Raw genomic sequence first — 12,060 nt, 5'->3', positions numbered from 1 at the left:
ATTAAATCAGAAGTTCAGACCGGCTCCGATATACATGCCATCCGCCAGACGGTTATCCCGACGGCCTTCTTTCCCTTCCATATTGATGTAGCGATAACCCACATCTACCGTCAGAGGGCGAATCACGCTCCAACGCACACCGGCGTTCGCTTCGGTGTAGGATTTCATCCCACTGGTCATGGATTCTGGCGCGACGTAACCTTCACCGTACAACGTGAATGATTTGGTTATCGGATAGCTTAACCCGCCGCCAACGGCAATTGCGCCGCCGTTTTTACCGTCTTCAGGCGCCATATAGATACCTTTACCGCCAATGGTCGCCATCAATGGACCAACTGGCAGGTTAAAACCCAGACCCAAGCTTCCCATGTCGCCGTCGTGATCGCTGCGCGCCCAGTTACCGCTCACAGCCAGGCCGCCGCTGTTGGTGCCCATACCGACACCGAGATTAGTGTAATGACGTCCTGCTTCTGCAGTGACGCTGATCGCGCTGGCTGAACCTGCAACAAACAGCAAACTTGCTGTACAGGCAATAAGTGTCTTTTTCATATAATCTCTCGTTATTATTCAATTATCTGCCGTGCAACTTGCCGACAGACCTTTCCCGCCACGAGTTTAACCGAAAAGCATTCCATAATAAGCCAGAAAAAACCGAATAAATAACTCATCATTTCATATGATTGTAACTAAATGCGATGAATCGTCCTGCCGCAGATTTAATCCCAGCGATAACCTATACCTATTTGCCGAAGGCAATCTATACAGCTACAACTAGTGGGGTGATCAAAGAACAGTCAGCGGCAATTCGCTAAAGTCATTCTTTGTCATCTGGCAATAAGTCCAATTTTTGACAGAGTCTCTCACTCAGACTCATTTCAACACCCGCAGTCAATTCAACAGCGATACTGGAGAACATGATGAGCAAAAAGAAAGGACTAACTACGGCAGCTGGCGCACCCGTTGTCGACAACAATAACGTGGTGACCGCAGGCCCTCGCGGCCCGATGTTACTGCAAGATGTCTGGTTTCTTGAGAAATTAGCTCACTTTGATCGGGAAGTGATTCCTGAACGCCGTATGCACGCCAAAGGCTCTGGCGCTTACGGTACCTTTACCGTGACTCACGATATTACTAAGTATACTCGCGCTAAGATTTTCTCTCAGATCGGTAAGAAAACCGATATGTTCGTGCGTTTTTCAACGGTAGCCGGTGAACGCGGCGCTGCTGATGCAGAGCGGGATATTCGCGGGTTTGCCATGAAGTTTTATACCGAAGAAGGTAACTGGGACTTAGTGGGCAACGATACGCCAGTGTTTTATCTGCGCGACCCGTTGAAATTCCCGGATTTGAACCATGTGGTCAAACGTGATCCTCGAACCAACTTGCGGAACCCAACCTACAAATGGGATTTCTTCTCCCAGCTTCCTGAATCACTTCACCAGTTAACTATCGATTTTAGCGATCGCGGCCTGCCAAAATCCTACCGTCATATGCACGGTTTCGGCAGCCATACTTTTAGCTTTATCAACAATCAGAACGAGCGTTATTGGGTAAAATTCCATTTCCGTTGCCAGCAGGGCATTGAAAACCTGATGGACGATGAAGCGGAAAAACTGATCGGTTCCGATCGGGAAAGTTCTCAGCGCGATTTGTACGAAGCCATTGAGCGCGGTGATTTCCCTCGTTGGAATCTGCAAGTGCAGATTATGCCAGAGCACGAAGCCTCGGAAGTGCCGTACAATCCGTTCGATTTAACCAAAGTTTGGCCACACGGTGACTATCCGCTGATTGACGTCGGATATTTCGAATTGAACCGTAACCCGGAGAACTATTTCTCTGAAGTGGAGCAAGCGGCGTTCAACCCGGCCAACGTGGTACCGGGCATTAGCTTCTCTCCGGACAAAATGCTGCAAGGCCGCCTGTTCTCCTACGGCGATGCGCATCGTTACCGTTTAGGCGTTAACCACCATCAGATTCCGGTTAACGGCGCCAAATGCCCGTTCCACAACTATCATCGTGATGGTGCAATGCGCGTGGACGGAAACAGCAGCAATACGGCCACCTATGAGCCGAACAGCTTCGGTTTATTCCAGGAACAGCCTGATTTTAGCGAACCACCATTAACGCTGACCGGTGCGGCGGATCACTGGAATCACCGCGATGACGATGACTATTTTAGTCAACCACGGGCCTTATTTAACCTGTTGAGCACAGAAGAACATCAGCGCATGTTTACCCGTATCGCTGGGGAACTTTCGCAGGTGCCCGAGGAGATTCAACGCCGTCAGATAGCGCTATTTGAGCAAGTACATCCAGACTACGGAATGGGTGTGAAAAAGGCGCTAGGGCTAAACTAATATCGCTCTGGTAAAAAACGTTATGGTGGAAGTTCAACTCTAAAATCGGATCAGGTTTCGGTTGGTATTCTCGTTGTGAATACCTCACCTCTGCAGCCTCAACCGAGTTAAGGCTCGTAAGCGCGAGCCTTAACAATCCACAAGGTGCGGGTTCAGGGTTGGGCCGACGGCCCCCCTGCTTGGAAACCTTCACGGCAAGTGAGGAGACTCGGGGCTATTGGGCTGTCGGAACGGATCCAATCTCGGTTTCCGGTCGCGAAAATACTCGCAAACAAAAACATCACCTTAACCACTCCCCCACCGAACGCCGTGAGATCTTAATTCCGCCATTCTTCAATTCTTCGGGTAAGCGATAGAAAGCCACCGGACGCTGAAATGGCGCTACCTGCGGTGTCAGCCAATCGGTCAGATCTGACCATGAAAGTTGGGGATCGCTTTCGATCACCGCTACCGGACGCTGACCAAACTCGCTATCGTCTACCGGCAAGATAAATGCCTGATAAATCTGAGGATGTCGCAGCAAAATGCGCTCAACATCTTCCGGTTGAATCCCTTCCCCACCGCTGAAAAACAGATTATCCAGCCGCCCCAAAATATGCAGTTCGTCTTCAAACCACTGACCGCGATCGCGGGTGTGCAGCCAGCCGTTTTCGTCAGTCAAAGGAAGTAATTCCCCCCGCTGCCAATAACCGGCGGCCAGACAATCTCCCTTCACCCAAACTTCCTGATCCACCAACTTCACCTGTCGCCCGGAAAGCGCCACGCCCACCCCGGCACTGCCATTGGCTCGCTTGGCGCACACTGTGGAAGCCGCTTCCGTCAAACCATAACCACACCAGCAGCGAATACCCCGCGCTTCGGCCTGCTCGGTCAGTTCAGTCGGAATCATAGCGCCACCTAACAATACGTCCGTCAGGCTCAGTTTATCCGAAGGTTGAGTCAATAAACGCCAAAGCTGAGTCGGTACCAGTGATGCATGAGTACATCCCGCCAGCGCTTCAGATAATGATTGCATTGGACGAATAACTAACGTGGCACCCACGCTAAGCCAGCGCCAGATAATGCCCTGCCCGGAAACATGGAACAGCGGCAGTGACAGCAGCCAGCTCTCGTCGGTATGGAAAGACATCAGACTCAATACCCCTTCCGCGCTAGCCAGATGAGCATCGAGTCGATGTACTGCCGCTTTGGGCAAACCGGAGGATCCTGAGGTCAGGGTTAGCGTCGCTAAACGCTGCCCATCCCAAGGCTGCGGCGTTACAGGCAACGCCACGCTGTCGGTCAGAGGAATTAAATCTAAGCCTGCTAAGTCGCTCCCGTGAGAATCGAAAATAAACTCAATATCCAACCCCGGAAGCAGCTGTTTGAGTAACGTTTCAGGTAACTGCGGATTGAGCGGCAGGACGCGAGCGGCACACTGCAAAGCGCCCAGATAGGCCAACAGCAAGGCATAACTGTTTTTCCCTCTGACCGCAACACCACGGCCTTCCACCACGCCCTGATGATGAAAGCTGGCCGCCACGGCGTCGATATCCGCCACCAGCCGTTGCCAACTGATAGACCGACCTTCCAGCCGCAACGCCTCTTTCTGTGGTTGTAACTCCGCCCAGTGCCGCCACGGCCATTGGTTTAGCTGCGCCATACGCATTCCAGCTGTTCCAGCGGAATCAGCGGCAATTGACTGTCTGGCCATGGGCGTAATAGCTGCGCCTGCATCAGATCCAGCGTATCCAAACCCGGCACCGTATCTGGCGTTAACCAACTGGCCAAACGAGCCAATTGCGATAACCCGAGGCTGGATTCAATACTGGAACTGATCACCGCGACTAAGCCCGCCTGATGAGCCTGTTGCACCAATTGTCGGCATCGGGCGATACTGCCAACCAGCGTCGGTTTGATCACGATTGCCGCAACGCCCGGTTCGGCCTGTACCTGAAAATCAGCTTCGCGCACGCTTTCATCCCAGGCGATAGCAATACCGGTTTCACGAGCAAAAGCGCGGGATTCGTCGCGGGTTTTGCAAGGTTCTTCCAGAAAAGCAATGCGGGAACGCAGTTCGGGATTGACGTATTTGGCAAATCCGTCGGCTTTGGCACGCGTCCAGCTTCGATTGGCATCCAGACGCAAAGTGAGATCCGGCAAGGCTTCCAGCAATACGTTGACGATCATCCCATCGCGGACGGCTTCATATAGCCCGACTTTGACCTTTGCCACTTTGTCACCGGGCAACGCCATCAGTACGTCAAAAAGCTCATCGGGATCGCCGTTACACAACGGGGCTTTACGATAATCCGCCTGTACCGGCAATGTCTGATCCAACTCAGCCAGCGCACAACTCAGGCCAAAAGCCACTGAAGGCAACGGACTTTCCGCCGGTTGATCTCCGCTTAGCCAAGCCTGTAACCATTGCAGGGTCCCCGCTTCGGCTTCAGTCAGCGTTTCCTGACTGAATTCCGGCAGCGGGGAGATTTCCCCCCAGCCGCTGCTTTCGCCTTCGGTCAGTTCCACCAATAGCCCATCGCGACTTTTCAGCCGTTGATTACGCAGAATCACGCCCGCCTCCATGGGCAGGCTAAAGCGATATAAACTCGCCCGACGCATTACGGATTACGCTTGAATTTGCTGAAGTCCGGCTGGCGTTTTTCGTTAAACGCGTTACGCCCTTCCTGACCTTCATCAGTCATGTAGAACAGCATCGTGGCGTTACCCGCTAGCTCTTGCAGACCGGCCTGACCGTCACAGTCAGCATTCAGCGCCGCTTTCAGACAGCGCAGCGCCATTGGGCTGTTTTCCAGCATTTCACGACACCAACGCACGGTTTCTTTTTCCAGATCGGCCAAAGGCACCACGGTGTTAACCAGCCCCATGTCCAACGCTTGTTTAGCATCGTACTGGCGGCACAGGAACCAGATTTCACGCGCTTTTTTCTGCCCTACGATGCGTGCCATATAGGCTGCGCCCCAGCCGCCGTCGAAAGAACCGACTTTCGGACCCGTCTGACCAAAAATGGCGTTGTCTGCAGCTATGGTCAAATCACACATCATATGCAATACATGCCCACCGCCAATGGAATAGCCTGCAACCATTGCCACAACTGGTTTTGGACAGGTACGGATCTGGCGCTGGAAATCGAGCACATTCAGATGATGCACACCGCTGTTATCCTGATAGCCACCGTAGTCGCCGCGCACTTTCTGATCGCCACCGGAACAGAAGGCTTTATCCCCTTCTCCTGTCAGAATAATCACGCCGATATGATCGTCATAACGGGCATCGGCCAGCGCCTGAATCATCTCTTTTACCGTCTGGGGACGGAACGCATTGCGTACCTGAGGGCGGTTAATGGTGATCTTGGCGATACCATCGCGGGATTTATGATAACGAATATCTTCAAACCCGGCTGAGCAGTCCTGCCACTCAATGGCGGCGTACAATTGTTCTTCGCTCGGATACAGCATATTAAGCATTCCTTTAACGGGAGAGTGATAAGAATAAACGCACCTGCGCGGCAAAAGCATCGGGATTGGCCCGATGGGCATTATGGCCAGCTCCGGCAATGGTGTATAACGGCAACCGGTTCTGGCGCGCCAGTTGCTGAAATTTAAAGTCTCGCTCACCACACAGGTAGGCAAAAGGTATAGCCAACTGGTGCAGTGCGGGCAGCAAATAAGGCTGGCGGCCCAAAGAGGTGGATTCAAGCATAGCAGCTACGGTGAGGCCCTGATTGACCGAGCGCAAATCTATGAACGCTTGGCGCTGACTGGCGGTTAAATCAGCGAAAATCGGCTGTAAATACCAATCTGCCAAAACTTGCGCCATGGGTTCCTGACGAAAACGTTGCGCCCAATGGGCATCATGAAGCAGACGCGCTCGCCGCAATTCTTCGTTTTCCAGGCCGGGATTTCCCCCTTCGACCAGCAAACCACGCAGCCCGGTATGTTCACCGCAGCAAGCGTGATACATGGCAATGCGCCCACCCAACGAGTAGCCTATCAACCAATAATCCTGAATATTTTGCGCCGCCAATGTCGCATTTAGCTCACGGCTGACCTCGGCAAAATCACCGGGCGCTTGGGCAACCGAACCGCCGTGGCCCGGAAGATCAACAAACAGCGAGGAAAATTCGGTGCAGCGATCGGCTACCCCCGACCAATCTTCGCCATTGCCCAGCAGACCGTGCAGCCAGACCAGCCAAGGTTTCGTACTGTTGTGCGAATTGACGATGCGGCAGGCCAGAGTCACAGTTCCGCTACCCGCTGCGTCAGATATTGCAACGTCTCCGCCCCTTCACTAGCCGGAACCTGTAGCTCAATCAGCGTCACCCCCCCCTGTCGCCAGCTTTGCTGCACCTCTTCATGCAATTGATCCCAACTGGACGGGCAGGCATATCGCAGGCCAAACATGGTGGCGGCATGATCAAAACTGACGTTCTGCGGCATGCAGTAGAAGCGCTGGCGATCGTCTGCCGGCGTTGGCAGCAGGGAGAAAATCTGTCCGCCGTTATTGTTCACCACTAGCAGTACCGTTGGAGCCGAGCACTGGCGCAGTAACGCCAAGGCATTCAGATCGTAGAGCGCAGAAAGATCGCCGACGATCGCCAGAGTCGGTTTGGCGGTAGCACGCTGCACACCGGCGGCGGTGGAAAGTAGGCCGTCGATACCGCTGGCACCGCGATTACTGTAAACCGGATAGCCAGCGGGAAGCTGGCCTAGCGCATCGACTAAACGCACGATCAGGCTATTACCGACAAAAAGCTGCCCGCTTTCAGGCAGTAATTCCGCCAGTCGGTGGGCCACCGTAGCTTCACCAAATTTGTCGTTCAGATATTCTGCCACGCAGCCTTCGGCGCTGTCGGACCACAAAGCCAGCTCTGCGGCCCAAGGGGCACGCGGCTGCGCCGGATGTTGCTCCAACCATGCGTCGATATTGGCGATCAACCTCCGCCCGCGGTGGTTAGCCGGATCGAGGCGACCTGCTAAATGATCCACCAGCCAGTATTCTTCCGGTTGACACTGAGCCTGCCATTGCAATAAATGTTTGCCCGTCAGGCTGCTGCCGAATTGCACCACCACCTGCGCCTGCTGTAACAGTTTTTGTGCCTGCGGATGCCCCAACCATAAATCCGCGCAGGGCAGCGGCTGGCCGGTTTGAGATAGTACATCGCCCAACAGTGGCCAGCCCAATTGCTGCGCCCACTCAGCAACTTGAATCCCTTCTTCTGCGCTCATGCGTCCGGCAATCACAACGCCGCGCTTTTGGCGCCAGAAATACCAATCAGACTGGACGGCGTGGCTGGCAGGATATGAAGACTTTAACCAAGGCTCGCGACCTTGCCACCAATCCCCCAGCGCCGCGGACCATTCGCTATATTGGCTATCGTCACCGCCGTACAATGGCTCAGCGAAAGGACAATTAATATGCAATGCCCCTTGCTGTAACTGCGCCATCGCGTTATCCAGGCTGGAAAGCAGCCAACTTGCGGGAATATCCGGCGTTGGGCGCGGCAAATTCAGACTGGCGTTGGGATGGCTGGCGAACATACCTGGCTGACGAATCGCCTGATTAGCACCGCAGTCAATTAGCTCTGGCGGGCGATCCGCCGTCAGAAAGACCAGACGTTCGCCGGTCAGCCCGGCTTCTATCAGCGCGGGATACAAATTGGCCGCCGCCGTACCGGAAGTGACAATCACCGCTACCGGCTGAGCCGAAGCTTTAGCCAGCCCTAGCGCCAAATGCCCTAAACCGCGCTCATCAAAATGGGTATGGCAAACCAGTGACGGATTCGCCGCTGCAGCCAGCGTTAAAGGCGTAGAGCGAGACCCTGGAGCAATACAGATATGACGCACACCGTGGCGGGTCAATGCCTCCAGTAGCAAGGCCGCCCAACGGCGGTTAAAGACGCTTGTCGACATGGTTCGCTCAACAGTCAGTTAACAGGCTGATAGCCTAAATAAATATTTTCACTCGGCAGCGAAGGAAAAGCCCTGCGCTAGGCCAAAGTTTTACCGATGAATAACGGCGATATAGTTTACACCTGCCGAATCAACGCCACAATCCGCCCTCATAGGCGGTAGGGGTAATTACCCACTATTAGTTAGTGGTTATCGATTAAGGGCTTATTTTTCCAATAGACTGCGTAATCCGGCGGATTTATTCTCGATTTCCTGCCATTCCATTAATGGGTCAGAACCGGCTACGATGCCAGCTCCAGCATAAATCTGAACCTGATTGCCCTCGATTTGCGCCGAGCGCAGCGCCACCGCGAACTCCGATTGCGCCAATGAAAAATAGCCTGCGGAACCGGCGTACCAGCCGCGAGAAAACGGCTCTTCAGCGAGGATAAACAACCGCGCCGGTTTACGGGGCAATCCCGCCACCGCTGCCGTGGGCTGCAAACGTTGTAAACAATCGGCATCGGCGACATTCGGCTGTAATTGCGCCCGAATCCGACGACGCAAATGCTGCACTTTCCGCAGACGAATCACCTCGGCAGGCATCACATCCACCGCTGAAACTCCGCCTTGCAGGCGCTGGCAAATATCGTCTACCACCAGCAGGTTTTCCCGCTGATTCTTATCGTCATCGGCTAACCAATGGGCTAAGCGTGCGGCTTTGGCATCATCCTTATCATTCGCCACGGTTCCCGCCAGCGCCTCAGTTTCCAACTGTGATTGCTGACGGCGATACAGACGTTCCGGACTGGAGCCCAGAAACGCCCGCCGATCGTCAAAACGCAGCATAAAGTGGAAACACTGGTGATTAACCTGACGACTGGCGGCCATAAATGCCGGGCTGAATAAGGTTTCCCGTAGGGTCAGACGAGTCATGCGCGCCAGCACCACTTTTTCCATCTGCTGGTTGGCAATTGCCCGTAATGCCTGTTCCAGCAGTTGGTACCAGCCATTTTGATCGGGCTGGTGAACAAGTGTCTCAACGCTGACCGCCAGTTCAGGAATTGGACGCGGTGTCAGTAATTGCTCGATGAAGTCCAGCGCCCGACAAACATCCTGTCGCAGGGAGGTTTCACTGGCTAAATTGAGCGTCAGGATAATTTCTCCACCGCGACGCAGCAGTTGCACTCGCGGCAGAAAAAGGAAAGCGGAGGAAATGTCTGTTTCATTAGCGATAGCCGGAAAGGGCTCAAAGGCATTCAACCCCCAAATACGTAATCCGGTATGATTTTTATATTGCCGGATAAATTCATCGGCGGCAGACATATCACGGAATAAGCGCACCTGACCGCATACCGCAGCCTCTTCATGTCCATCGCGGTGGCGCCAGTAAAACTGCGGAAACACAGGCTGCGTTGCCAGCCATTCCAGCAATTGAACGCCAAGCACGGCAGGCACTGCCAAAGCGATCTGTCGGACACCGGCCCGATCGGGAAAATCAGCATCCAAAAGGTGCCGTAATTCTTCCAGCAAATCAGAAAGTTGTGTCACGCGCACCTCGGTAAATCAACATAAAGAATGTGATTATACGGAGTGAACATCAGAAAAGAAGTTCTATTACAAACTTAGCACCGGATACCGTGGGTGCCATAAACAGCATTGACCTACATTAGCTAAGATTATCCCTAAAAAAATACCCGCAAGAAGCGGGTATTCAGTGATTTTTAATATCCATTATGTTATTTCACTGCCTAAAATTTCATAGCCGATAACTGTTCTAGTTTTGCACTGTTCATTCCTGGCAATACAAATGGCTGCATTATCGTCTCCGCAGGAATTTGAGTTAAAGGCACACTCGGTGAACCTACAGACAGCTCCCATGCACCCATTAAAACATTATATTCAATATTGGCCACATCATTACTGGTAAGATCCAACAATACCGATGGCCCGGTCGCTTTAACAATCGCAGTACCGACGCCAAAGGCCGCTCCGATTAACGAAATCGTTACGGTCTGTAACGGCTCCAAGAATAAATTGACATTCGGATTGCACACAAAGGCTGCAATAGGTACGCCATTATCACCTGCCAGACCGGCCACAATATTAACCCCGGTAGTTTTGTTAATGATACGGATACCCGTAGGAATACCGCCATCGGGCAGTTTTGTTAGCTGTTTGTCCACAATACCAAAGCTGTCGCTTAGTCTCGCCGACATGGATTGCCCCACGGTAATTCTGCCATCAGGAATGACCGCATTCACCAAAGAATCGTAAACCTGATAAGCAGGATCAAAATTCACGTTTATCGGATTATTCGGAACAATATTGGTATTATCCACGTTAAACCAAACAACGGGAACGCCATTAGTATTACTGGCACTTGCTCCACGAAATGCTGCAAGTGAGAAATTATTGCTTTTACAGAAATCGCTAAAATCCTTAGACACTTTAATTACAATTTGCTTCGACATAATATCTATCCTTTCAACATTAGTTTTTTCGCTTTAGATAAAGCGCTGTGTGTAAAATAAAAAAAATAAAACGAACTGCATCACTACGTCTCGATATCAGCAATCAACACCGACCCAAGATTTAAAATAAAAATTCTATTTTATTCACAATAATAAATAAGGGTGAAAACGTCAAAAAACAAAATGAAATCTTATAAATGAGAAAATACCAGCAAAAAACAACCCCATAAACACATGATAAAATACAGATAAAAAATAGCATTTACATAGGGATAAAAAAATCGCCCGATATTACTAGTGAAGGGATTAATTGTCATTTCATTAATAATTCGGAAGTAAGATTAAGGTTAGTTTATATACACAAGCCTTCAAATCTTTTTTTTGTTTTTTCCATTTGGCGTGATCAACATCACATTTTTAATATCGACAAATAATTGAGCATTCTATTTTACCCTAACTTATCAGTGAGTTATAACCAGATAAACATATATATTATTTTTTTAAAAAAATAATATTGCTCATCTACTAGAAAAAACAACACCTTTCACAAATAAACTCATACCTACTAATTACAGCATCTTAATAAATTACAATATTTAATTTATATTATTGCCAAAAACCTATTACTCATTGTTAAAGATGAAATTATATTAACCAAAATACATAAGGTGATAATAGTAATATGATTTATATTGCCCTTGTGAAAATAATGCATGAACCGCTAATCATTAGTCACACACGTAACTATTTCCGCTAATTTGTGACTGAAAAAACGCAATAGGCAGGCCCAAAAAAACGGCTCATAAATGAGCCGTTGAGTCACTCCACCGCATTTATCGCTAGCGACGAGCTAATAACAATCCGACGATCAGGCCAACGGTGGCACCGATACCCACGCCGTGCCAAGGTTTTTCCCGCACGTATTCATCGGTACGACAGGCCGCCTGCTTAGCGCGTTCAATATAGCAATCAGTGTTGCTATTCAAGCGATCTCTTACCGCTTTCAGCGCATTTTCAGCCCGGGCTTTCACAATCTGGTAGCCATCGTCACCCATATCGCCGGATGACCGCAACACCTCTTCCAGCGTGTCGGTCAACATGCTCAAGTCGTCATCTAACGAGGTTTGTTGAGGGTCATTTACTCTGCTCATGTGACTTCTCCGTGATTAAAAAAATCAATTACACCCTATAACCTTTCCCTACTAACCATAGCTTATAATCGGACTTACCATTTTGATCCTGATGAAGATTGGCCCTAAATCCTCTCGCCCACGATCCCCGAATTAGGATTGTTAAGAACCGCGCAAATTATCAACAAATGGTTAGACACCTAACCAA

General features: G+C 50.9%; 10 protein-coding genes. 1 reads left to right on the top strand and 9 read right to left on the bottom strand.

The features are described 5' to 3' along the window. Positions 1-6: 6 nt before the first annotated feature. A complete protein-coding gene (locus AD970_RS04085) occupies positions 7-549 on the bottom strand; it encodes a YfaZ family outer membrane protein (protein ID WP_049597055.1) in 543 nt (180 codons plus the stop codon). A 368-nt stretch (positions 550-917) separates the two neighbouring features. On the opposite strand from AD970_RS04085, the gene katA reads away from it, so the two are divergent. Continuing rightward, positions 918-2,357: a catalase KatA gene (gene katA / locus AD970_RS04080; RefSeq protein ID WP_167337479.1), complete on the top strand. Its 1,440-nt coding sequence runs from the start codon at positions 918-920 to the stop codon at positions 2,355-2,357. 280 nt (positions 2,358-2,637) lie between these two features. Here the strand turns inward: katA and menE are convergent, their stop codons facing one another. The 8 genes from menE to AD970_RS04040 form a co-directional block, all read right to left on the bottom strand. After that, positions 2,638-3,999 carry an o-succinylbenzoate--CoA ligase gene (gene menE / locus AD970_RS04075; RefSeq protein WP_049597181.1) on the bottom strand — a complete coding sequence of 454 codons (1,362 nt, stop codon included), beginning with the start codon at positions 3,997-3,999 and terminating at the stop codon, positions 2,638-2,640. Continuing rightward, entirely contained in the window at positions 3,987-4,958 is a 972-nt protein-coding gene (gene menC / locus AD970_RS04070; protein ID WP_049597053.1) for an o-succinylbenzoate synthase, read from the bottom strand. The genes menE and menC overlap by 13 nt, the downstream gene beginning before the upstream one ends. Beyond that, complete coding sequence (gene menB, locus AD970_RS04065) at positions 4,958-5,815, bottom strand: 1,4-dihydroxy-2-naphthoyl-CoA synthase (protein WP_049597052.1); 858 nt, start codon at positions 5,813-5,815, stop codon at positions 4,958-4,960. The genes menC and menB overlap by 1 nt, the downstream gene beginning before the upstream one ends. 13 nt (positions 5,816-5,828) lie before the next feature. Continuing rightward, positions 5,829-6,599 carry a 2-succinyl-6-hydroxy-2,4-cyclohexadiene-1-carboxylate synthase gene (gene menH, locus AD970_RS04060; RefSeq protein WP_049597051.1) on the bottom strand — a complete coding sequence of 257 codons (771 nt, stop codon included), beginning with the start codon at positions 6,597-6,599 and terminating at the stop codon, positions 5,829-5,831. After that, positions 6,596-8,269 carry a 2-succinyl-5-enolpyruvyl-6-hydroxy-3-cyclohexene-1-carboxylic-acid synthase gene (menD, locus tag AD970_RS04055; RefSeq protein WP_049597050.1) on the bottom strand — a complete coding sequence of 558 codons (1,674 nt, stop codon included), beginning with the start codon at positions 8,267-8,269 and terminating at the stop codon, positions 6,596-6,598. Before menD ends, menH begins: the two co-directional genes overlap by 4 nt. A gap of 204 nt (positions 8,270-8,473) precedes the next feature. Continuing rightward, positions 8,474-9,799 (bottom strand): isochorismate synthase MenF, encoded by a 1,326-nt coding sequence (menF, locus tag AD970_RS04050; RefSeq protein ID WP_049597049.1) that lies wholly within the window; start codon positions 9,797-9,799, stop codon positions 8,474-8,476. Positions 9,800-9,999: 200 nt separating this feature from the next. Next, entirely contained in the window at positions 10,000-10,722 is a 723-nt protein-coding gene (locus tag AD970_RS04045; protein ID WP_049597048.1) for a hypothetical protein, read from the bottom strand. Positions 10,723-11,561: 839 nt separating this feature from the next. Continuing rightward, positions 11,562-11,873, bottom strand: coding sequence for a DUF883 domain-containing protein (locus AD970_RS04040; RefSeq protein ID WP_049597047.1), 312 nt, complete (start codon positions 11,871-11,873; stop codon positions 11,562-11,564). Positions 11,874-12,060: the final 187 nt, after the last annotated feature.

It is taken from the genome of Yersinia nurmii (genome assembly GCF_001112925.1).
GTDB classification, from domain to species: domain Bacteria; phylum Pseudomonadota; class Gammaproteobacteria; order Enterobacterales; family Enterobacteriaceae; genus Yersinia; species Yersinia nurmii.
This window is presented reverse-complemented; position numbering and strand designations above follow the sequence as displayed.